Below are 21,030 nucleotides of genomic sequence, written 5' to 3' on the forward strand. Positions count from 1 at the left end.
AGGAAAGCTTGGGGATACCTCTTATATGTGCGGAATCGTCGGATACATCGGGAAGCGTGACGTGGCCCCGCTGCTGCTGGAAGGCCTGCAGCGGCTGGAGTACCGCGGCTACGACTCGGCCGGCATCGTCGTGACCTCGCCGAAGACGGCCGGTCTGAAGATGGTCAAGGCCAAGGGCCGGGTCCGCGACCTGGAGGCCAAGGTCCCGGCGCGCTTCAAGGGCACCACCGGTATCGCCCACACCCGCTGGGCCACCCACGGCGCCCCCTCCGACGTCAACGCCCATCCGCACATGTCGGCCGACAGCAAGGTCGCCGTCGTCCACAACGGCATCATCGACAACGCCTCCGACCTGCGCCGCAAGCTGGAGGCGGACGGCGTCGAGTTCCTCTCCGAGACCGACACCGAGGTCCTCACCCACCTCATCGCCCGCTCGCAGGCGGAGACCCTGGAGGAGAAGGTCCGCCAGGCCCTCCGGGTCGTCGAGGGGACGTACGGCATCGCCGTCATGCACGCCGACTTCTCGGACCGGATCGTCGTCGCCCGCAACGGCTCCCCGGTCGTCCTCGGCATCGGCGAGAAGGAGATGTTCGTCGCCTCGGACATCGCCGCGCTGGTCACCCACACCCGTCAGATAGTCACGCTGGACGACGGCGAGATGGCCACCCTCAAGGCCGACGACTTCCGCACCTACACCACGGAGGGCACCCGCACCACGGCCGAGCCCACCACCGTGGAGTGGGAGGCCGCCTCCTACGACATGGGCGGCCACGACACCTACATGCACAAGGAGATCCACGAGCAGGCCGACGCCGTGGACCGCGTGCTGCGCGGCCGCATCGACGACCGCTTCTCCACCGTGCACCTCGGCGGCCTCAACCTGGACGCCCGCGAGGCGCGCCAGATCCGCCGCGTGAAGATCCTCGGCTGCGGCACCTCGTACCACGCGGGCATGATCGGCGCCCAGATGATCGAGGAGCTGGCCCGGATCCCCGCCGACGCCGAGCCGGCCTCCGAGTTCCGCTACCGCAACGCGGTCGTCGACCCCGACACCCTCTACGTGGCCGTCTCCCAGTCCGGTGAGACGTACGACGTGCTGGCGGCCGTCCAGGAGCTGAAGCGCAAGGGCGCGCGGGTCTTCGGCGTCGTGAACGTGGTCGGCTCGGCGATCGCCCGCGAGGCGGACGCCGGCATCTACGTCCACGCAGGCCCCGAGGTCTGCGTCGTCTCCACCAAGTGCTTCACCAACATGACGGTGGCCTTCGCCCTCCTCGCCCTGCACCTCGGCCGCACCCGCGACCTCTCGGTCCGCGACGGCAAGCGGATCATCGAGGGGCTGCGCAAGCTGCCCGGGCAGATCGCGGAGATCCTCTCCCACGAGGAGGAGATCAAGAAGCTGGCCGAGGAGTTCGCCGAGGCCCGCTCCATGCTCTTCATCGGCCGGGTCCGGGGCTACCCGGTGGCCCGTGAGGCCTCCCTGAAGCTCAAGGAGGTCTCGTACATCCACGCCGAGGCCTACCCGGCCTCCGAGCTCAAGCACGGCCCGCTCGCCCTGATCGAGCCGGCGCTCCCGACGGTCGCGATCGTCCCGAACGACGACCTGCTGGAGAAGAACCGCGCGGCCCTGGAGGAGATCAAGGCCCGCAGCGGCCGGATCCTCGCGGTGGCCCACGAGCACCAGGAGAAGGCCGACCGGACGATCGTCGTCCCGAAGAACGAGGACGAGCTCGACCCGATCCTGATGGGCATCCCGCTCCAGCTCCTCGCCTACTACACGGCGAAGGCCCTGGGCCGCGACATCGACAAGCCGCGCAACCTGGCGAAGTCGGTCACGGTCGAGTAGCAGTCGGCGGTACGGGAAACAGCGCGCCGGGCGTGAGGGATCGCCCGGCGCGTTCTCATCCCCGCGGGGTGAAGATCAGGTTGCGCGTCTTGGGGGGCCGGGGCTCGTGCCAGGGCACCAGGGTGCCGTCGGCCTCGGTGACCCAGTGGCAGTCGTAGCCGAGCGGGTCGAACTCCGCGGTCAGGGTCTCCAGGGGCGCGTCGCGCAGGGCCTCCAGCATGACGGTCGGCCGGTCGCGCTTGAGCACCTGGCGGGCCCCGCGCAGGACCGCCGGCTCGTGCCCCTCCACATCGATCTTGATCAGGTCCAGCCTGGTGTCGGCGAAGACCTCGTCGAGCGTGCGCAGCCGGATCCGCTTGAGCTCGGCGTCGGCGGCGGCGTGCTCCAGGGTCGAGCCCGTCGACAGCAGGTTCCCGGAGAAGCGGACGCTGATCTCGGCCCAGCCCTCCTCGCCGGACACCCCGGCCTGGTGGAGCTTGACGTTCTGGACGCCGTTCGCGCGGACGTTCTCCGAGAGCCGGGCGTGGATCATGTCCACCGGCTCGAACGCGTGGATCCTCGCCCCGGGGTTGGCGAGGGCGGCGATCATCGAGAAGTAGCCGACATGGGCGCCGACGTCGGCGACGGTCGTGCTCCGGGCGGCCAGCCGGGACCAGGTGGAGAGGGTGCCCGGCTCGTAGCCGAACCCGCCGTTCCACAGGGTGTCGAGGGCGACCGCGTCGTCGTTCATGCAGAACATCACGAACGGCGGACAGTACGGGGAGTCGATCTCGGCGAAGCCGCGGTACGGGAACTTCTTGCGGTGGGTGCGGATGATGTCACCCGTGGAGACCGGCCGGACGGATGGTGCGTGGGCCAGCATGCGGGCGTTGGCTTCGTGGAGCTGGGACATACGCATCCGGCGATGCTAAAGCGGGGGTCAGGTTCTGTCATCGGCTTCGCGACATTGAAAAAGACCTGATCACAAGCCTGGCGTCGAAGGCGACGGAGGGGTGAACTCCAGGCGGGGAACAGGGAACGCCGAACAGAGAACGGACCCCGCGCGACGCCATCGGCCGCGGGGGTCCGCTCGGTTGGCCGGGGGCTGCCCGAACTCCCCGGCGTCGGCTGCCGTTTCAGCCGGCGGCCGTCACACCGCGGCCGGCAGCCCGTCGCGGGAGCGCGGTGGGCCAGTGGGCCATCGCCGCCGTGGCGGCGTACCAGGCGACCGCTCCCGCGGCGACGGCGAACCAACCGCCCACCTTGGTGAGCGAGTCGTTGCCGGCGAACGCGGCGACGGCCATCAGCACCAGCGCCACCAGGAACAACCCGTAGGTCCCACGGGTGAGTTGGTCTCCGCCCGCCGCGGTCAGGGAGAGCACCACGAGGGCGAACAGGAGCAGGAAGAGTCCGGCGGCGTTGTCGGAGGCCTGGGAGCCGGCGGAGACGGCCCAGGTGAACCAGAAGGCGCCGAGAACGGTGAAGGCCGTACCGCCCGCCGTATCGCGGTCTCGGAGGGCCAGCAGGCCGGCGACGAACAGGGCGACGCCGCCGATGTAGTGAGCGATGGTCACGGCGTCCGCCGTCGTCACGCCGTCGAGCAGGTCGGTGGACCCGAGTCCGAACGCCAACAGGGTGATGCCCAGGGCGAGTCGGCCGACGATCGTGGTGGTGCTTCCCGCGGAGACATCATTGTCCACGGCGGGCTCCCTTCATGCGGTTGTGCGATGCGCGGTGACCGATATATGCCCTTCACAAGGGCACAAACACCTGCGGGAGCAAGCGAATTCGGGGGGCGCGCGGACACCGTACGAAGGGAGCACGCAGGAGGGGCGGCAGAGCTCGGAAGAACCGTGGGAGAGCTACGGGATGACGATGACCGGCCGCTTCGCCCGCTTCGCGAGGCGTCCGGCGACGGAGCCGAAGATACGGCCCACGATGCCGTGCGTGGAGCCGACGACGATCGCGTCCGCCTCGTACTCCCGCCCCACCTCTTCGAGTTCGTGGCAGATGTCACCGCCGCGCTCGACCAGGATCCACGGCACCTCGGCGAGGTATTCCGCGCAGGCGAGCTCGAGGCCGAGCACCTCGGTGCGGTGGTCCGGCACGTCGACGAAGACCGGCGGCTCGCAGCCCGCCCACACGGTCGTGGGCAGCCGGTTGGCGACATGGACGATGATCAGGCCCGCGCGCGAGCGGTGGGCCATGCCGATGGCGTACGCGAGCGCGCGTTCACTGGAGGTGGAGCCGTCGAAGCCGACGACCACGCCGTGCTTGAAGGCGGGATCGCAGGTGGGGCGTGCTTCTTCCGCCGCCAGGGGCTCGGCCGCCGTGGGGTCGGCGACGGGCCGCTTGCGGTCCGCGGGTTCGAAGAATTCGTGACCGGCCATGGCTGTCTCGGCGTATCGATCCTTGTATGGGTTGGACGGCTTGAGCGTCGGAGCTGTGTCCGGGAATTGTCTTCCCAACCCCATACCCCCAAGGGTACGGCGCCACTCCTCCTACGCCCAGACCCCGAGCACCCTCGGTGGGGGTTCCAGGGAGCATGCACGAGGGGGCGCCCGTAACGCAATGGTTGCTGCCCGGTACAGGCGGTTTGCACAGGATTCACTTACCCGTGGCCGATCGGAGGGGGGTGCGGAGTGACCCTCCGCCCCCGTCGGCGTTGAGCACCGTGCGCCGGGACCGCCCCGGCCGCGCACCACCCACCGCCCCACCCGCCGCCCCACGGAGGAACCCGCCCCATGGCCCCGTCGCGCCCGCCGTCCGCCCCCCGTCCCGGCAGCGAGCGCACGACCACCGATCTGATCCGCTGGGCCGCCTTCTCCTGTGTCCTCGTGCCGGTGGTCCTCCTCTGGTACGGCACCTCCCTCGCCGGCGCCACCGGGACCGCCCTGGGCCTCGCCGCCGTCACGGCCGTCTGCCGGCTGCTGCTGAGGCAGTCGGAGCGGGGCGCGGCCCGGCTGCTCGCCGAGGAGGAGACGGCGGCGACTGCAGGGGCGGAGGCCGGGGAACACGCGCCGCAGGCGCATCACCGGGGGCGCCGGCAGCGCACCGGAACGGGGTCCCATCGTGGCGGTCGTCACTCCGGGGGAAACTCACCGGCCGGTTGACCGGTTTTCACGCACCGGACCGGTGCTTTTCAGCCAACTTCCGCCTCCTGTGCATCCCTTGCCGTAACCACCCCCCACCCCCCGTGCCACCTGCGCGTATAAGCCCTCGGGAGCCCTGCGCACCCTACGGGGATTGGCCACTACGACGAGGCGCACTTCCCTGCACGCTCCACGAGTGCAACGCTTCGTGATCGAATGCTTCACGCCAAGTTGCCAAGTCGACAATCCGCCGGGTGCTGAACTGGCCACTCCGGCGTCGCGCGACACAGTAGATTCGATCTTGACTGTCTACGGCGGGGGACTCGTGCAGGACCGAGGGGAAACGTGCAGGAGCGACACAACCGAGGAGCCGCGACCACCGAGGGGGGCTTAGCAGGATGAGCCACGACTCCACTGCCGCGCCGGAAGCCGCGGCCCGGAAACTGTCCGGGCGACGCCGCAAGGAGATCGTCGCGGTGCTGCTGTTCAGCGGCGGCCCCATCTTCGAGAGTTCCATTCCGCTGTCGGTGTTCGGGATTGACCGCCAGGACGCCGGCGTGCCGCGATATCGCCTGTTGGTGTGCGGCGGCGAAGAAGGCCCGCTGCGGACCACAGGAGGCCTGGAACTGACCGCGCCGCATGGCCTGGAAGCGATCTCACGGGCGGGCACGGTCGTCGTGCCGGCCTGGCGTTCGATCACTTCTCCGCCACCGGAGGACGCGCTCGACGCGCTGCGGCGGGCGCATGAAGAGGGCGCCCGCATCGTGGGCCTGTGCACCGGCGCGTTCGTGCTGGCCGCCGCGGGTCTGCTGGACGGCCGCCCGGCCACCACCCACTGGATGTACGCACCGACGCTGGCCAAGCGCTATCCGTCGGTGCACGTGGATCCACGAGAGCTCTTCGTGGACGACGGCGACGTCCTGACGTCGGCGGGCACGGCCGCCGGAATCGATCTCTGTCTCCACATCGTGCGGACGGACCACGGCAACGAGGCGGCCGGGGCGCTGGCCCGCCGTCTGGTGGTCCCCCCGCGCCGGTCGGGCGGCCAGGAGCGCTACCTCGACCGGTCTTTACCGGAGGAGATCGGCGCCGACCCGCTGGCCGAGGTCGTCGCCTGGGCGCTGGAACACCTCCACGAGCAGTTCGACGTGGAGACGCTGGCCGCGCGCGCGTACATGTCGCGCCGCACCTTCGACCGCCGCTTCCGGTCCCTGACCGGCAGCGCGCCGCTGCAGTGGCTGATCACACAGCGGGTCCTCCAGGCGCAGCGCCTGCTGGAGACGTCGGACTACTCGGTGGACGAGGTCGCGGGCCGCTGCGGCTTCCGCTCACCGGTGGCGCTGCGCGGGCACTTCCGCCGTCAGCTCGGCTCGTCCCCGGCCGCCTACCGGGCGGCGTACCGGGCGCGCCGGCCGCAGGGCGAGCGAGTGCTGGAGCCCGAGCCGCCGTCACCGTCACCGGCGGGTCCGCCCCCCTCCCTCCACTCGGAGGGTCCGGGCCCGGTCCCGCCCCAGATCCGACGCACGGCGACCTCCGGCGCGCTGGGCGCCGGCCTCGCGTCCGACCACGCGCGCGAGGCGTATGCGGCGTCGCGAGCGAGCCTGCCGGGGCAGCGGAGCGGGATGTAACAGCGTGAGTGGGGCGGCGGGGACGATGATTTCGCCCCCGCCGCCCTTACCCGTTCCCATCCCCCAGGGGCTCCGCCCCTTCGACCCCGCTGGGGGCTGCGCCCCCGGACGCCCCTTTCGGCCCTGAAGGCGCCTCGTCCTCAAAAAACGCCGGACGGCCTGAGTGGGGGCACCCGCCCTTCCTCCCAGCCGAGCCGGGTGGGAGGCGCCCGCCCTGCCCCCTCCCCTTCGGGTGAGGCCCGCAGCAGCACGGGGACGCCACAAAAGCGGGCCTCCGCTTTAGGGTGGTCGCATGAACGATCGCATGGTGTGGATCGACTGCGAGATGACCGGCCTCTCGCTGTCCGACGACGCGCTCATCGAGGTTGCCGCCCTCGTCACCGACTCCGAGCTGAACATCCTCGGCGAGGGGGTGGACATCGTCATCCGGCCGCCGGCCAAGGCACTGGAGACGATGCCGGAGGTGGTGCGCCAGATGCACACCGCGTCCGGCCTGCTGGAGGAGCTGGCCGGCGGCACGACGCTCGCCGAGGCCGAGGAACAGGTCCTCGCCTACGTCCGAGAGCACGTGAAGGAACCCGGCAAGGCCCCGCTGTGCGGCAACTCCGTCGGCACCGACCGCGGTTTCCTCGCCCGGGACATGGCGACCCTGGAGGACTACCTCCACTACCGGATCGTCGACGTCTCCTCCATCAAGGAGCTGGCCCGCCGCTGGTACCCGAGGGCGTACTTCAACAGCCCCGAGAAGAACGGCAACCACCGCGCCCTCGCCGACATCCGCGAGTCGATCGCGGAACTGCGCTACTACCGCGAGGCCGTCTTCGTACCGCAGCCCGGCCCCGACTCCGACACGGCGAGGACGATCGCCGCGAAGCACGTGCTGCCCTCCCAGTAGCGCGCCGAAAGCGGCGCTCGGACGGCCCCGGGAAAAGCCGTGCGCGAGCACCCCTTCGGACCCTGTACACTTTTTCTCGGCCGGTCGGAGACGACACAAAGTCAACAGCCGGTCTTGGTGGGTGTAGCTCAGCTGGTAGAGCACCTGGTTGTGGTCCAGGATGCCGCGGGTTCGAGTCCCGTCACTCACCCTGAGTCATCAGCCGGTGACTTCCCGAAAGGGAGGTCACCGGCTGATGCGTTTCCGGGGAGCACGGGAAACACAGGGAGCCGCGCCTTGCGTACGGAACCGATCACCACCGCCCGGCTCACTCTCCTCCCCCTCCGGGTGGAGCACGCCGAGGAGATGGCCGCCGTTCTGGCCGACCCCGCCCTCCACACCTTCATCGGCGGCGCCCCCAGCACCCCCGAAGCCCTTCGCGCCCGCTACGAGCGCCTGGTCGCCGGTTCCCCCGACCCGACCGTCTCCTGGCACAACTGGGTCCTGCGGCTCACCGAGGAGGACTGCCTCGCCGGCACCGTCCAGGCCACGGTGAGCGGCCCGGAGCACGCCGAGATCGCCTGGGTGGTCGGCACCCCCTGGCAGGGCCGCGGTCTCGCCTCCGAGGCGGCCCGAGGGCTCGTGGAGCGGCTACGGCGACAGGGCATCCGTACGATCACCGCCCACGTCCACCCCGACCACCACGCCTCCGCCACCGTGGCCCGCGCGGCCGGGCTCTCCCCCACCGAGGAGAAGCAGGACGGCGAGATCAGATGGCGGCTCACCGCCCCGCCACTCCCCCACGGCTCGGACGGGCCCTGGGGCAAGGTGCGTCGCGCGGCAGCCGCTTTCGCCACAGGCTCTAGGACGAGGCCCGCCCCACCAGATCCGTCGCCAGGACCACCTGCCGCCGCTCCAGGCCACGGGACACCGCCGGGCGGCGGTCCGCGATCTCCGTGAGGAGGAGGTCCAGCATCCGTCGGCCCATCTCCTCGATCGGCTGGCGCACGCTCGTCAGGGGCGGCTCCATGTGGCGGGCGATGGCCGAGTCGTCGTAGCCGACCAGGGCCACGTCCTCGGGGATACGGCGGCCCGCCTCCCGGAGGGCCTGGCGGGCGCCCGCCGCCATCACGTCCGAGCCGGCGAACACCGCGTCCAGCGAGGGATCGCGGGCGAGCAGCGCGACCATCGCCCGGTGGCCGCCCTCCTCGGTGAAGTCGCCGGGCTCGACGAGCGCCTCGTCCGCCTTGTACCCCGCGTCCCGCAGGGCGTCGCGGTAGCCGTCGACGCGGCGCTGGGCACCGTACACGTCGAGGCGGCCGGTGATGTGGGCGATGCGGGTGCGGCCCCGGGCAAGGAGGTGCTCGACGGCCGAGCGGCCGCCGCCGTAGTTGTCGGAGTCCACGGAGGGCAGCGTCTCCGCGGCGGACCGGGGGCCGCTGATCACCGCCGGGATCTCCAGCTGGGCCAGTAGATCGGGCAGCGGGTCGTCGGCGTGGACCGAGACCAGCAGGACGCCGTCCACGCGGTGCGCCGCCAGGTACTGGGCCAGGCGTTCGCGTTCGCGGTCGCTACCCGCGAAGATCAGCAGCAACTGCATCTCGGTGTCGGCGAGTTCGGCGCCCACACCGCGCAGCATGTCCGAGAAGTAGGGCTCGGCGAAGAAGCGGGTCTCCGGCTCGGGGACGACCAGGGCGATCGCGTCCGTGCGGTTGGCCGCGAGGGCGCGGGCGGCCGTGTTGGGGACATAGCCGAGTTCCGCGACGGCCGCCTCCACCGCCGCGCGGGTCGCGTCGCTGACCCGGGGCGACCCGTTGATCACCCGGGAGACCGTGCCGCGGCCCACGCCGGCCCGGGCGGCCACCTCTTCGAGGGTGGGCCTGCCGCCGCTGCGGCCCCGCGCTCCGTGGCTTGCCATGGGCTCCGCCTTCCCGCCGTCGTCATCACGCTGGCCTGGAATCTAACAGTCCCGACCACTCGGCCCCCGCGGAGCCCAGCAGTCCGCTATATACCGAACTGGACCAAATGTGCATCACTCGCCGGGGTTAGCTAACAGCCGGATAACTGAACACACCTCTCCGTGTCCCCACCCTTGACACCCCCGCCCGAACCGACGACTCTTCAACACATCACCTGTGGGAGCGCTCCCACGGTACCTGACACATACACATCCCGCACGTTCCCCGCCCGAGCCGCAGCGAGAAACAACGGGCCCAACAATGCAGTTGGCCGGGGGGTCGGCACGTCAGGGCAACAGGAGGACGCAATGCGCGCACGTACCCGAACCGCCCGCCGGGTGGTGGTCCTCGCGGCGGTCGCGTCGCTGGGCGCCGGGCTGCTGGCCGGCTGTGCCGACGACAGCGGCGACGACGCAACCGACGGGTCGTCGTCCGGCAGCGGCAAGGGCAAGACCACGATCACGCTGGGGCTTTTCGGCACCTTCGGCTTCAAGGAGGCCGGGCTCTACACGGAGTACGAGAAGCTCCACCCCGACATCAAGATCGCCGAGAACGTCACGGAGAAGAACGAGAACTACTACCCGGCGCTCGTCAACCACCTCACCACCAACAGCGGCCTGATGGACGTCCAGGCCATCGAGGTGGGCAACATCGCCGAGGTCGTCGCCACCCAGGCGGCCAAGTTCGAGGACATGTCGAAGGTCTCGGGCGTCGACAAGAGCCAGTGGCTGGACTGGAAGTGGTCGCAGGCCACCACCAAGGACGGCCAGACGATCGGCCTCGGCACCGACGTCGGCCCGATGGCCATCTGCTACCGCAAGGACCTCTTCGAGCAGGCCGGTCTGCCCACCGACCGCGAAAAGGTCGGCGCGCTGTGGGCGGGCGACTGGAACAAGTTCGTCACCGCCGGCGAGCAGTACAAGAAGAAGGCCAAGGCGGGCACGTTCTTCATGGACTCCCCCGGCGGCCTGCTCAACGCCGTCCTCAGCAGTGAGAAGGAGAAGTTCTACGACTCCTCCGGCGAGATCATCTACAAGTCGAACCCGGCCGTGAAGGCCGCCTTCGATCTGAGCGCGAAGGCTGCCGAGGAGGGCCTGGTCCAGGCCCAGTCGCAGTTCACTCAGCCCTGGAACACGACGATAGCCCAGAGCAAGTTCGCCACCATCGCCTGCCCGCCGTGGATGCTCGGCACCATCAAGGCCAACGCCAAGGCCGAGGACGCCGGCAAGTGGGACGTGGCCGTCGCGCCCAAGTCCGGCAACTGGGGCGGCTCCTTCCTGGGCGTGCCCAAGAGCGGCAAGCACGTGAAGGAGGCCGAAGAGCTCGTCAAGTGGCTGACCGCGCCCGAGCAGCAGGCGAAGCTCTTCAAGGTGCAGGGCAACTTCCCGAGCGCCCCGGCCACGTACACGATGCCCGAAGTCACCGGCGCCAAGAACGCGATGACCGGTGACTCGCCGGTCGGCACGGTCTTCTCCGAGGCCGCCAAGACCGCCCCGGTGCAGGTGATCGGCCCGAAGGACCAGATCATCCAGCAGGGCCTGTCCGACAACGGCGTCTTCCTCGTCACGAAGGGCAAGTCGGCGAAGGAGGCCTGGGAGACGGCCACCAAGACCATCGACAACAACCTGGACAAGTGACCCGTATGGCCACCCGCCACGACACCGCCGCGCCCCCCGCGAAGGAGGGGGGCGCGGCCCCGGGCCGCGTGCCCGCGGAGGCCACGGAAGCCGAGCGGCGGCGCCGTGACCGGCTCTCGCGCCGCTGGCAGCGGGACATCCGCTGGTCCCCGTACGCCTTCGTCTCGCCGTTCTTCCTGCTCTTCCTCGCGTTCGGCCTGTTCCCGCTGGTCTACACCGGCTGGGCGTCGCTGCACCAGGTGGAGCTGACCGCGCCCACCGACATGACCTGGGTGGGGATGCGCAACTACACGCGCATCTTCGACGACGACTTCTTCTGGAACGCGGCGCGGAACACCCTGACGATCGGGATCATCTCGACCGTTCCCCAGCTGCTGATGGCCATGGGCCTCGCCCATATCCTCAACTACAAGCTGCGCGCCTCGACCTTCTACCGGGTCGCGATGCTCGCGCCGTACGCCACCTCGATCGCGGCCGCCGCGCTGGTCTTCGTGCTCCTCTTCGGGCGCGACTACGGCATGATCAACTGGGGCCTCCACTTCGTCGGGATCGACGCGATCGACTGGCAGAACGACAAGTGGCCGTCACAGATCGCCGTCTCGTCGATCATCATCTGGCGGTGGACCGGCTACAACGCGCTGATCTACCTGGCCGCGATGCAGGCGATCCCGCAGGACCTGTACGAGTCGGCGGCGCTGGACGGCGCCAGCCGCTGGCGGCAGTTCCTGCACGTGACGCTGCCGTCGCTGCGGCCGACGATCCTGTTCACGGTCGTCGTCTCCACGATCGGCGCCAGCCAGGTCTTCGGTGAGCCGCTGCTGTTCGACGCCAACAAGGGCGCCTCGGGCGGCGCGGAGCACCAGTTCCAGACGCTCGGTCTGTACCTGTACGAGCAGGGCTGGGTGAACCAGCACCTGGGCCGGGCCTCGGCGATCGCCTGGACGATGTTCCTGATCCTGATCGTGATCGGCATCGTCAACTACGTCATCTCGCGCCGGCTGCGCGCCAGTAGTTAGGAGTACCGGCCGTGACGACGACGACAACGACCGCGAAGTCCGCGGAACCCGAGGACGCCGTGCCGACGGCCCGCAAGGTGCGCCGGCCCAGGTCCGCGCGGGCCGGCGGGCAGATGCACGGCGGCCCGATCGCCTACCTCGTCCTGGGCGTGTTCACCATCGTGTCGCTGTTCCCGCTGCTGTGGACGGCGATCGCCGCGTCCCGCGACAACAACCGGCTGGCGGAGAACCCGCCGCCGTTCGTGTTCGGCTCCAACCTCATCCACAACGTGGACGTGGCCTGGAACGACGCGAACCTGGGCAAGGCCTTCGTCAACACGACCTTCGTGGCCGGGACTTCGGCGGCGACGATCGTGTTCCTCTCCACGATCGCCGGTTTCGCCTTCGCCAAACTGCGGTTCAAGGGCAAGGGCGCGCTGATGCTGATCGTGATCGGCACGATGATGGTGCCGCCGCAGCTGAGCGTCATCCCGCTGTACATGATGGTCGCCAAGCTGGAGTGGACCGATCAGCTCCAGGCGGTGATCCTGCCGTCGCTGGTGAGCGCGTTCGGTGTGTTCTTCATGCGGCAGTACCTGATCCAGGCGCTGCCCGACGAGATCATCGAGGCGGCCCGGGTGGACGGCGCGAGCAGCTGGCGTGTCGTGTGGCACGTGGTGTTCCCCACGGCGCGCCCCGCGATGGCGGTGCTCGGCATGCTGACGTTCGTCCAGACGTGGAACGACTTCCTGTGGCCCTTCCTGGTCCTGAGCCAGACCGGCAACCCCACCGTGCAGGTCGCGCTCGCGGGCCTCGGCCGTGGATACACCCCGGACCAGTCCCTGATCATGGCGGGCGCTCTGGTGGGCACGCTGCCGCTGCTGGTGATCTTCGCGATCTTCGGCAAGCAGATCGTGGGCGGCATCATGCAGGGCGCGGTGAAGGGCTGACCTCTTGCGATACAGGGGCCGGGTCACCGCCGCCCCGGCCCTGCTCACCCCACTTCCCCCCAATCTCGTCGGTCTCGACGACCATCCATGGGAGCGCTTCCATGACTGATCCCGTCACCCCTGTGACCTTTCCTCCCGCCTTCCTCTGGGGCGCGGCGACCTCCGCGTACCAGATCGAGGGGGCGGTGCGGGAGGACGGCCGCACCCCCTCGATCTGGGACACCTTCAGCCATACGCCGGGCAAGACCCTCGGCGGCGAGCACGGTGACATCGCTGTCGACCACTACCACCGCTACCGCGAGGACGTCGCGCTGATGGCGGAGCTGGGTCTGACGGCGTACCGCTTCTCCATCTCCTGGTCCCGGGTCCAGCCGACCGGCCGGGGTCCGGCCGTGCAGGTGGGCCTGGACTTCTACCGCCGGCTGGTCGACGAGCTGCTGGCGAAGGGCATCAAGCCCGCCGTCACCCTGTACCACTGGGACCTGCCGCAGGAGCTGGAGGACGCGGGCGGCTGGCCGGAGCGCGACACGGCGTACCGGTTCGCCGAGTACGCGCAGATCGTCGGCGAGGCGCTGGGCGACCGGGTGGAGAACTGGATCACCCTGAACGAGCCCTGGTGCAGCGCGTTCCTGGGCTACGCGTCCGGGGTGCACGCGCCCGGCCGCACCGACCCGGCGGCGTCCCTGCGCGCCGCCCACCACCTGAACCTCGCCCACGGCCTCGGCACGTCGGCGCTCCGCTCGGTGATGCCGGCCCGCAACACGGTGGCGATCAGCCTCAACTCCTCGGTCGTACGCCCCCTTTCGGAGTCGGCGGAGGACGCGGCGGCGGCCCGCACGATCGACGACCTGGCCAACGGCGTCTTCCACGGCCCGATCCTGAAGGGCGCGTACCCGGAGACGCTGCTCGCGGCCACCTCCGGTCTGACCGACTGGTCGTACGTCCTCGACGGCGACCTGCGGGCGATCCAGCAGCCGCTGGACGCGCTGGGCCTGAACTACTACACGCCGACGCTGGTCTCGGCGGCCCAGGAGCGGCCGAAGGGTCCGCGCACGGACGGCCACGGCGCGAGCGACCACTCGCCCTGGCCCGCCGCGGACGACGTCGCGTTCCACCAGACGCCCGGGGACCGCACGGAGATGGGCTGGACGATCGACCCGTCGGGCCTGCACGAGCTGATCATGCGGTACACGAAGGAAGCCCCCGGGCTGCCCCTCTACATCACCGAGAACGGCGCGGCCTACGACGACAAGCCCGACCCGGACGGCCGCGTCCACGACCCGGAGCGGATCGCTTACCTCCACGGCCACCTGTCGGCCGTGCGCCGGGCCATCGCGGACGGCGCGGACGTGCGCGGCTACTACCTGTGGTCCCTGCTGGACAACTTCGAGTGGGCGTACGGCTACGGGAAGCGGTTCGGGGCGGTGTACGTGGACTACGCGACGCTGACCCGGACGCCGAAGTCGAGCGCGCACTGGTACGGCGAGGCGGCCCGCACCGGCACCCTCCCGTCACCCGAAACCACCTGACCCGGGGAAGGGGAGGGGCGCGGCACGTCGAGGGGGCGTGCCGCGCCCCGGTGGTTTCCCCGGGGACCGCTCAGAGGGTGCCCGGTGCCGCGAGCCACTGGGTCGGCTGCCCCGTCACCGACGCGATCGTCTCGAAGTCGCTGTCGTAGTGCAGCACGGTCAGCCCCTGAAGTTCGGCGGTAGCGGCGACGAGCAGATCCAGGGCGCCGGCACAACGGTGCCGTCCCTTCTCGGTGAGTTCCCGTTGTACGTCCCCTGCTCGCGTGACGGCCCGGTCGTCCAGAGGGGTCCAGCCGAACACCGCATCCAGGTCCCGGACCAGTTCGGCCCGGTCCTCGGCGTTCCTCGCGCTGTGGAGAAACTCGACTTCGGTCAGCGGGCAGCGGGCGATCAGCCCCTCTTCCAGAGGCTTCTCCCGGAGGGCTCGAGCCGGCCGCTTCAGGATGCGCACGAGGGCGCTGGTGTCGATGGATGGGCGGCCGTGCTCATCGACGGTAGTTCTCCTTCTCCAGCAACACATCGAAGTCGCCGGCGTCCGCCCGCGCCGCGAGCCGGGCCAGGGCGAGCGCCTCCGGAACCCTCACGATCAGCCGCGACTGCCCTGCCTGGAATCCCTGAGCGTCGTCATCCGCCATCACAAGAGACTTCCCGCCGAGCCCCCACCCCTCCGCTCGACGAGCGCGGCCAAGCCGTCCAGGGCGCGGGCCAGGCCGAAGGTGTACGCGTGTTCGGGGTTGTGGGCGCTGCCGTGGGCGGTGCCCGCTGCCGTGCCCACGCGGGTGGCGGTCGGGTAGGTGGCGGGGTCGAGGACCTGGGCGAGCAGGGGGGCGTTGGCGGCCCACCACTGTGCGTCGTCCATCGCGCTGTCCCGTCGGGCGTCGCGTGCCTCGGCCGCCGAGCGGGCGTGGGCCCGGACGAAGTCGAGGAGGTAGGTCAGGGCGTCGTCCCGCTCGACGTCGTCGAGGCCGCAGCCGTCCAGCGCCGACAGTTCGTGCTCGTACTTGGCCATCAGCCCGGGCCCGAGCGGCGGCCGGCCGGTGGCGACCGACGCGGCCCACGGGTGCGCCTCGAACAGCGCCCTGTTCTCCTCGGCCACGGCGGTCAGCCGCTCCCGCCAGGGCCGCCCCGCGGTGTCGGTCCGGGGCATCCGGGCGTAGACGGCGTCCAGCATGAGGTCCAGCAGTTCGGCCTTGCCCGGCACATAGGTGTAGAGCGTCATCGGCGCCACTCCCAGCCCCTGCGCCACCCGTCGCATGGTCGGCGCCTCCAGCCCCTCGGCGTCCGCCAGGCCGATCGCGACGTCGACGACCGCGTCGATGCTGAGCCGCTGCCGCGGTCCGCGTCGGGGGGCGTCGGCGGGGACGCGCCAGAGCAACTCCAGGGTGCGGGCCGGATCTCCGGCGCTGCTTCTCTCGACAGGCACGGGGCCAGTTTCCCCCATGCGTGGACTCTCCCGCATTTCATCTTCGTACGCAGTACAGTGTACAAAGTACGGAGTTTCAGCCCCGTCGCCGCCCCCTTCGAAGGAGCACCCGTGCCGATCACCGCCTCCGCCGTCTCCCTGAACGTCGACGACGTGGCCGCGTCCAGCGCCTTCCTCACCGAGCACTTCGGGTTCCGGGAGGAGGCGGCCGCCGACGGGTTCGTGTCGCTGAGCCGGCCGGACGCCGGCATGAACGTCGTCTACCTGCGGCGCGGTCTCGCGTCGCTGCCCGAGGACCAGCGCGACGACCACGCCGACGGGGTGATCCTCGCCTTCGTCGTGGACGACCTGGAGGCCGAGCTGGCCCGGCTGACCGCCGAGGGCGTCACCGTCACCATGCCGCTGACCGAGGAGCCCTGGGGCGAGCGCGCCTTCCAGGTGACCGACCCCAACGGGGTCATCGTCCAGCTCGTCGACTGGGTCAGCGCAGAACGGTGAGCGTGATCGTGACCGCGAGGGCGACGACCGCCGCGGCCGCCCAGAGCAGCGCGGCCTTGCGCTGCCGGCTGAAGCGGTCGATGACCTCGATGCCGCCGGAGAGGAGGGGGAAGGCGTGGTAGACGTGGTCCGGGTCGGCGGGGGTCTCGACCCTGGCGAAGGGGAGCAGGCGGATGTGGACGCGGCGGCGGACCTCGCCCTCCCGTTTCTGGAGGAGGGGCGCGAGCCGCTTGGCGTGGCCGTCCTCCAGGAAGTCCGGGAGGTCTTCGTGGGGGCTGGTGAGGATCTCCCGGTGCCAGTCGCCGGACCGCAGTCTGCCGGAGTAGCGCTTGACGGGCAGTTCGTCATGGTGGGGCTCGTGGGTGATCGTGGCGCCGGTCCAGACGGTGAGGCGTCCGGTGGCGTCGCACCCCTTGTGCCGGACGCGCTTGTCGCCGTTGCACGTCCCGCAGCGCAGGTGCCCCTTCCCGTCGCAGGCCGGGCACTCCCACCGCCAGTCGCCGGAGCACTTCGGGCAGGCCACGTCCGCCGCGTGGCACCGTTTGCACTCGGCGGCCCGCTCCCGCGTTCCCTCCCGCCGGGGACGGGTGCCGCCCCGCGCCCGGCGCGTGCGCGGCGTGCCGGTGCCGTCGCACTCCCAGCAGGTGTCCGGGCCGCCGCGGCACACCTCGCACACGATCCAGGCGGGGCAGTCGACCCTGCCCCGCCCGTCGCACGTCCCGCAGCTCTGCGTGCCGCCCTCGCAGTCCCCGCACGGCACCTCGTCGAGCGTCCCCTCCTGCACGAGGTGGACGACCTGGCGCTGCGCGGGGTCGGCGGGCGGCTCCACGACGTACGCCTCGAGGTCGGCGCAGGTCACGCGTTCGACGATGTGCCGGTTCCGGCTCAGCGGCCCCTTCGCCTTCCGGGGGCCCACGTCACGCTTCAGGATCGACCGGTGGATCTCGCACTCCAGGACCGACTCCCAGACGAGCGAGGCCGCGCCCGGATCGGTGAGCCGGGTGTTGATCCGGCGCCGAGCCGCCAGCTGCCGTTCGACGGCCTGAAGGATCTCCTCGTCGGACGGTCTCGTAGCCAACGAAAGCTCCCCTCGCCACCGGGTGACACCCGCGAGAAGAGCAGGCTAGGAGGCCCCCAGGTCGACGACAAGGGGGCCTCGTTCACCGGGACTACGCGCGCGGCTCCCGTACGACCGCCACCCCGCCCGGCGGCACGGACACCGAGCCGCCCAGCACCGGCTTGCCGCCGAGCAGCTCCACCGACTCGGGAGCGACGGCGATCTCCGCCCCCGCGCCCGCGTGGTCGATCAGGAACAGGTAGTCGGCCTCGGCGCCCCGGCGGCGGACCGCCTCCACCCCCGGCGGCAGGACGGCGTCCAGCACCGGCCGTACGTCCGACTCCTCGCGGATCCGGTGCAGCAGCGCGGCCAGGGTCTCGGCGTCGGGCAGGGTCGCCACGTACCAGGCGGTGCCGGTGCCGTAGCCGTGGCGGGTGACCGCCGGGACGCCGGCGAGGGGGCCGTCGGTGTACGAGGACACGGTCTGCGCCCCGGCCGGCCGCACCCGCTCCGACCACAGCGAGCCCGAGCCGCCGGTGTCCAGACCGGCCTGCTGCCCCGGCAGCAGCGGGAAGAGCTCGTCGGTCCGCACCCCCAGCGCCTCCCGGAACGCGCCCGGGTAACCGCCCAGCCGCACATGGCAGTTCTGGTCCACGGCCCCGCTGTGGAAGCCGACCACCAGCGTGCCGCCGCGCTCGGCGAAACCGGTGAGGTTCGCGGCGCCCGCGTCGTCCACGAGGTACAGGCTGGGGGCCAGGACCAGCCGGTACGCCGACAGGTCCGCGTCGGGCCGTACGAAGTCCACGGCGACGCCCGCCCGCCACAGCGGCTCGTACCAGGAGCGGACGAGCTCCAGGAAGCGGACCGCCTCGCTGGGCTGCGAGGGCAGTTCCAGCGCCCACTTGGCGTCCCAGTCCCAGACGATCGCCGTCTCGGCGGTGCCGGTGCTGCCGCGCACCTCGGCCAGCGCCTTCAGGTCCGCGCCGAGGGCCACCACGTCCCGCCAGATCGCGCTGTCCGTGCCGGCGTGCGGCAGCATCGCCGAGTGCCACTGCTCGGCGCCCGCCTTCGCGGCCCGCCACTGGAAGTAGGCGATGCCGTCGGCGCCGTGCGCCACATGCGCGAGCGCGTTCCGCTTCAACTCACCGGGGCCCTTGGCCCGGTTGACGGGCTGCCAGTTCACCGCGCCCGTCGAGTGCTCCATCAGCAGCCAGGGGCCGCCCGCCAGGGACCGTACGAGGTCACCGCTCATCGCGATGTCGATCTCCGACTCGGGGTCGGTCGAGCGCAGGTAGTGGTCGTTGGAGACGACGTCCAGCGCGGGCGCCCAGCGCCAGTAGTCCAGCGCGTCGAAGTTGTACATCACCATGAAGTTGGTGGTGGCGGGGATCGCCGGAGCCGCCTCGGCCAGCACCTCACGCTCCGCCACGCACAGCGACAGCAGCGCGTCGCTGCAGAAGCGGCGCCAGTCCAGCCGGTGGGCGGGGTTCGGGACCGCGCCCGTCGCCCGGGGCGGGATGATCTCGTCCCAGTCGTAGTACCACTGGCTCCAGAAGGTGGTGCCCCAGGCGTCGTTCAGCGCCGCGAGGTCGTCGGCGTACTTCTCCCGCAGCCAGCGGCGGAAGGCCTGCGCGCTGGTGTCGCAGAAGCACTCCGCGTTGTGGCAGCCGTACTCGTTGTGGATGTGCCACATGACGACCGCCGGGTGCTCGGCGTACCGCTCCCCGAGGGCCCGCGCGATCCGCAGGGCGGCCTCGCGGTAGGCCGGGCTCGACGGGCAGAACGTCTGGCGGCTGCCGTACGACAGTCCGCGGCCGTCACGGTCCACCGGCAGCGCCTCGGGGTGGGCCTTGAAGAACCAGGCCGGCGGGGCCGCCGTCGGGGTCGCGAGGTCGGCGGCGATGCCGTGGGTGTACAGCAGGTCGAGGATGCGGTCGAGGCGCGAGAAGTCGTACACGCCCTCGGACGGCTCCAGCAGCGCCCAGGAGAAGATGTTGACGCTGACCATGTTCACCCCGGCCTCGGCCATGAGGCGCACGTCCTCGGCCCAGACCTCCTCGGGCCACTGCTCGGGGTTGTAGTCGCCGCCGTAGGCGATCCCGGGGACCTTCAGTTCTCGTTCCATCACTCGCCTCCCGACAGCAGTCGGCGCGTGGTGTCCACGCCCCACGGGTCCAGGGAGAGCAGACGGTCGCTGGATGCCATCAGGCCGCCCGTCGCCTCCACGTGCGCGGCCCACCGCTCGCGCGTCTCCACCGCCGGACGCGCCATCAGGCAGTCCGGGTCGTTGATCCAGAACCGGCCGTGCTGCCACTGCCGGGCGGCCCCGGTGAACTCGGCCGCGTCCTGCCCGGGCTGGCTGAAGTCGCCGGCCTCGGAAGCGCGGTGCGGTGCCGTGTCCGGGCTGACCCGCATCGCGTCGAACAGGCCGATCGACGCCAGGATCGGCGCGCCGCAGCCCAGGAGGTAGGAGTCGGGGCCGATCGCGGCACGGATCAGCGCGATCCCGTCCCGGTACGCGGTCAACGGGTCCACGGCGGTGTGCCGTACGCCGTCCAGGGCGCCCGCGTACAGGAAGTCGACCTTGAAGTAGTCGTAGCCCTCGGCCCGCAGCGTGCGGAAGACCTCGGTGAGGTGGGCCGCCGCCCCGGGGTGGGTGGTGTCGAGGACGTACAGGTCGTGGCCCCAGTTGCGGCCGGCGTGCGCGAAGCCGCCGTCGGCGGAGCGGACCAGCCAGTCGGGGTGCTCGGCTGCGAGGTCGCTGCCGGGGTCGACCAGGAAGGGCGCGGTCCAGATGCCGGCGCGGCGGCCCCGGGCCCGGATGGCCTCCGCGATCCCGCGACGGGACCGGAAGCGGCCGGAGAGGGTGAGCCAGTCGCCGAGCGCCTGCTGGTAACCGTCGTCGATCTGGACGACGTCGACGGGCAGGTCGAGGGTGTCCATCGCACGCAGGTTCTCGTGGATGTCGTCCTCGGTGACCTCGGTGAAGTACTCGTACCAGGAGCACCAGACGGTGGGCGCCGGGCGCGGCGCCGGGACGCCGAGGCCGGACGCCCACTCGGCCAGCACCGCCTGGATGTCCGTGCCCGTGAACTCCTTCACCGGGCCGTCGGCGCTGATCTCCGCCACCGGTCCGGCCGGGGTGAGGCGGATGGAGGGCACCTCACGGACCGGGTCCGGCGCGGCCCACAGACGGACGGGTGAGCCGTCGCCGGGGTCGAGGGCGAGGAGGCCCTCGCCCTGGAAGACCCCCGCGGGGACGGTGACCCCGGGGCGGTAGCAGACGGTCGCCCAGTTGTCGTTGGTCGGGCGATGAGGGGGTGCGCCGAGGGCGTAGACGCCGCTCGGGCTCCAGGACTGCCATCCCTCCTCGTGGACACGGGCGCGCCGCGGGTCCACGGGGACGGAGGCCACCGGGGTGAAGGGGTGGTGCACGGGGGTCTCTTTCACGTGATGCGTTGTGCGGGGGCCGTCAGCCCTTGTTGGCGCCCAGGGTCAGGCCGCTGACGAACTGCCGCTGGAGCGCGAAGTACACGATCAGGGTGGGGATCGCGGTGAGGAGGGCGC

19 protein-coding genes, 1 tRNA gene and 2 pseudogenes are annotated in these 21,030 nt (G+C 71.1%); 11 read left to right on the plus strand and 11 right to left on the minus strand.

The window, feature by feature from the left end:
- The first annotated feature begins 25 nt into the window (after window positions 1–25).
- Window positions 26–1,843 carry a glutamine--fructose-6-phosphate transaminase (isomerizing) gene (glmS, locus tag ABZ464_RS17425; protein ID WP_359277359.1) on the plus strand — a complete coding sequence of 606 codons (1,818 nt, stop codon included), beginning with the start codon at window positions 26–28 and terminating at the stop codon, window positions 1,841–1,843.
- 55 nt (window positions 1,844–1,898) lie between these two features.
- On the opposite strand, the gene ABZ464_RS17430 is transcribed toward glmS, so the two are convergent.
- The 3 genes from ABZ464_RS17430 to ABZ464_RS17440 form a co-directional block, all read right to left on the minus strand.
- Complete coding sequence (locus tag ABZ464_RS17430; RefSeq protein ID WP_359277362.1) at window positions 1,899–2,741, minus strand: FkbM family methyltransferase; 843 nt, start codon at window positions 2,739–2,741, stop codon at window positions 1,899–1,901.
- Window positions 2,742–2,958: 217 nt separating this feature from the next.
- Window positions 2,959–3,522 carry a GPR1/FUN34/YaaH family transporter gene (locus ABZ464_RS17435; RefSeq protein WP_359277365.1) on the minus strand — a complete coding sequence of 188 codons (564 nt, stop codon included), beginning with the start codon at window positions 3,520–3,522 and terminating at the stop codon, window positions 2,959–2,961.
- A gap of 162 nt (window positions 3,523–3,684) precedes the next feature.
- Window positions 3,685–4,212: a universal stress protein gene (locus ABZ464_RS17440; RefSeq protein ID WP_055632286.1), complete on the minus strand. Its 528-nt coding sequence runs from the start codon at window positions 4,210–4,212 to the stop codon at window positions 3,685–3,687.
- A 354-nt stretch (window positions 4,213–4,566) separates the two neighbouring features.
- Between ABZ464_RS17440 and ABZ464_RS17445 the strand changes: the two genes are divergently transcribed.
- From ABZ464_RS17445 to ABZ464_RS17465, 5 genes and pseudogenes are all read left to right on the plus strand, one after another.
- The gene (locus tag ABZ464_RS17445; RefSeq protein ID WP_359277368.1) at window positions 4,567–4,935 is read left to right on the plus strand and encodes a hypothetical protein; all 369 of its coding nucleotides are present in this window, start codon (window positions 4,567–4,569) and stop codon (window positions 4,933–4,935) included.
- Window positions 4,936–5,312: 377 nt separating this feature from the next.
- The gene (locus tag ABZ464_RS17450; protein ID WP_359277371.1) at window positions 5,313–6,542 is read left to right on the plus strand and encodes a helix-turn-helix domain-containing protein; all 1,230 of its coding nucleotides are present in this window, start codon (window positions 5,313–5,315) and stop codon (window positions 6,540–6,542) included.
- 292 nt (window positions 6,543–6,834) lie between these two features.
- Entirely contained in the window at window positions 6,835–7,437 is a 603-nt protein-coding gene (orn, locus tag ABZ464_RS17455; RefSeq protein ID WP_359277374.1) for an oligoribonuclease, read from the plus strand.
- Between the two features lie 117 nt (window positions 7,438–7,554).
- Window positions 7,555–7,627, plus strand: a tRNA-His gene (locus ABZ464_RS17460).
- 86 nt (window positions 7,628–7,713) lie between these two features.
- A pseudogene (locus tag ABZ464_RS17465) lies at window positions 7,714–8,208 on the plus strand (GNAT family N-acetyltransferase); the annotation flags it as partial.
- A gap of 70 nt (window positions 8,209–8,278) precedes the next feature.
- On the opposite strand, the gene ABZ464_RS17470 reads toward ABZ464_RS17465, so the two are convergent.
- Window positions 8,279–9,334 carry a LacI family DNA-binding transcriptional regulator gene (locus ABZ464_RS17470; protein WP_359277376.1) on the minus strand — a complete coding sequence of 352 codons (1,056 nt, stop codon included), beginning with the start codon at window positions 9,332–9,334 and terminating at the stop codon, window positions 8,279–8,281.
- Window positions 9,335–9,682: 348 nt separating this feature from the next.
- On the opposite strand from ABZ464_RS17470, the gene ABZ464_RS17475 reads away from it, so the two are divergent.
- From ABZ464_RS17475 to ABZ464_RS17490, 4 genes are all read left to right on the plus strand, one after another.
- On the plus strand, window positions 9,683–11,011 hold the full coding sequence (locus tag ABZ464_RS17475) for an ABC transporter substrate-binding protein (RefSeq protein ID WP_359277380.1): 1,329 nt from the start codon (window positions 9,683–9,685) through the stop codon (window positions 11,009–11,011).
- A gap of 5 nt (window positions 11,012–11,016) precedes the next feature.
- On the plus strand, window positions 11,017–12,027 hold the full coding sequence (locus ABZ464_RS17480; RefSeq protein WP_359277427.1) for a sugar ABC transporter permease: 1,011 nt from the start codon (window positions 11,017–11,019) through the stop codon (window positions 12,025–12,027).
- A 59-nt stretch (window positions 12,028–12,086) separates the two neighbouring features.
- Window positions 12,087–12,956 (plus strand): carbohydrate ABC transporter permease, encoded by an 870-nt coding sequence (locus ABZ464_RS17485; RefSeq protein WP_359277430.1) that lies wholly within the window; start codon window positions 12,087–12,089, stop codon window positions 12,954–12,956.
- Between the two features lie 101 nt (window positions 12,957–13,057).
- On the plus strand, window positions 13,058–14,485 hold the full coding sequence (locus ABZ464_RS17490) for a GH1 family beta-glucosidase (protein ID WP_359277383.1): 1,428 nt from the start codon (window positions 13,058–13,060) through the stop codon (window positions 14,483–14,485).
- 70 nt (window positions 14,486–14,555) lie between these two features.
- Here the strand turns inward: ABZ464_RS17490 and ABZ464_RS17495 are convergent, their stop codons facing one another.
- Genes ABZ464_RS17495 through ABZ464_RS17505 form a run of 3 tightly spaced genes read right to left on the minus strand, consistent with a single transcriptional unit; the run spans window position 14,556 to window position 15,908 of the window.
- On the minus strand, window positions 14,556–15,005 hold the full coding sequence (locus ABZ464_RS17495) for a PIN domain nuclease (RefSeq protein ID WP_359277385.1): 450 nt from the start codon (window positions 15,003–15,005) through the stop codon (window positions 14,556–14,558).
- Complete coding sequence (locus tag ABZ464_RS17500; protein WP_359277388.1) at window positions 14,971–15,120, minus strand: hypothetical protein; 150 nt, start codon at window positions 15,118–15,120, stop codon at window positions 14,971–14,973. Before ABZ464_RS17500 ends, ABZ464_RS17495 begins: the two co-directional genes overlap by 35 nt.
- Window positions 15,120–15,908, minus strand: a complete 789-nt coding sequence (locus ABZ464_RS17505) for a TetR/AcrR family transcriptional regulator C-terminal domain-containing protein (protein ID WP_359277391.1) — start codon at window positions 15,906–15,908, stop codon at window positions 15,120–15,122. Before ABZ464_RS17505 ends, ABZ464_RS17500 begins: the two co-directional genes overlap by 1 nt.
- Before the next feature lie 111 nt (window positions 15,909–16,019).
- Here ABZ464_RS17505 and ABZ464_RS17510 point away from each other — a divergent pair, with 111 nt between their 5' ends.
- Complete coding sequence (locus ABZ464_RS17510; protein ID WP_359277393.1) at window positions 16,020–16,406, plus strand: VOC family protein; 387 nt, start codon at window positions 16,020–16,022, stop codon at window positions 16,404–16,406.
- Here the strand turns inward: ABZ464_RS17510 and ABZ464_RS17515 are convergent.
- The 4 genes and pseudogenes from ABZ464_RS17515 to ABZ464_RS17530 all read right to left on the minus strand — a co-directional run.
- Window positions 16,390–17,484 carry a hypothetical protein gene (locus tag ABZ464_RS17515; protein ID WP_359277396.1) on the minus strand — a complete coding sequence of 365 codons (1,095 nt, stop codon included), beginning with the start codon at window positions 17,482–17,484 and terminating at the stop codon, window positions 16,390–16,392. The genes ABZ464_RS17510 and ABZ464_RS17515 overlap by 17 nt on opposite strands.
- Window positions 17,485–17,575: 91 nt before the next feature.
- Window positions 17,576–19,588: a beta-galactosidase gene (locus ABZ464_RS17520; protein ID WP_359277399.1), complete on the minus strand. Its 2,013-nt coding sequence runs from the start codon at window positions 19,586–19,588 to the stop codon at window positions 17,576–17,578.
- Window positions 19,588–20,898: a glycoside hydrolase family 36 protein gene (locus ABZ464_RS17525; RefSeq protein ID WP_359277433.1), complete on the minus strand. Its 1,311-nt coding sequence runs from the start codon at window positions 20,896–20,898 to the stop codon at window positions 19,588–19,590. Before ABZ464_RS17525 ends, ABZ464_RS17520 begins: the two co-directional genes overlap by 1 nt.
- A gap of 37 nt (window positions 20,899–20,935) precedes the next feature.
- Window positions 20,936–21,030 (minus strand): annotated as a pseudogene (locus tag ABZ464_RS17530) (carbohydrate ABC transporter permease); the annotation flags it as partial.

Source organism: Streptomyces sp. NPDC005820 (genome assembly GCF_040630255.1).
Taxonomy (GTDB): Bacteria; Actinomycetota; Actinomycetes; order Streptomycetales; family Streptomycetaceae; genus Streptomyces.

Coding starts and splice junctions, on each gene's coding strand:
- glmS (WP_359277359.1), top strand. CDS start 26: ATGTGCGGAATCGTCGGATACATCGGGAAGCGTGACGTGGCCCCGCTG.
- ABZ464_RS17430 (WP_359277362.1), bottom strand. CDS start 2,741: ATGCGTATGTCCCAGCTCCACGAAGCCAACGCCCGCATGCTGGCCCAC.
- ABZ464_RS17440 (WP_055632286.1), bottom strand. CDS start 4,212: ATGGCCGGTCACGAATTCTTCGAACCCGCGGACCGCAAGCGGCCCGTC.
- ABZ464_RS17445 (WP_359277368.1), top strand. CDS start 4,567: ATGGCCCCGTCGCGCCCGCCGTCCGCCCCCCGTCCCGGCAGCGAGCGC.
- ABZ464_RS17450 (WP_359277371.1), top strand. CDS start 5,313: ATGAGCCACGACTCCACTGCCGCGCCGGAAGCCGCGGCCCGGAAACTG.
- orn (WP_359277374.1), top strand. CDS start 6,835: ATGAACGATCGCATGGTGTGGATCGACTGCGAGATGACCGGCCTCTCG.
- ABZ464_RS17470 (WP_359277376.1), bottom strand. CDS start 9,334: ATGGCAAGCCACGGAGCGCGGGGCCGCAGCGGCGGCAGGCCCACCCTC.
- ABZ464_RS17475 (WP_359277380.1), top strand. CDS start 9,683: ATGCGCGCACGTACCCGAACCGCCCGCCGGGTGGTGGTCCTCGCGGCG.
- ABZ464_RS17480 (WP_359277427.1), top strand. CDS start 11,017: ATGGCCACCCGCCACGACACCGCCGCGCCCCCCGCGAAGGAGGGGGGC.
- ABZ464_RS17490 (WP_359277383.1), top strand. CDS start 13,058: ATGACTGATCCCGTCACCCCTGTGACCTTTCCTCCCGCCTTCCTCTGG.
- ABZ464_RS17495 (WP_359277385.1), bottom strand. CDS start 15,005: ATGTGTTGCTGGAGAAGGAGAACTACCGTCGATGAGCACGGCCGCCCA.
- ABZ464_RS17500 (WP_359277388.1), bottom strand. CDS start 15,120: ATGGCGGATGACGACGCTCAGGGATTCCAGGCAGGGCAGTCGCGGCTG.
- ABZ464_RS17520 (WP_359277399.1), bottom strand. CDS start 19,588: ATGGAACGAGAACTGAAGGTCCCCGGGATCGCCTACGGCGGCGACTAC.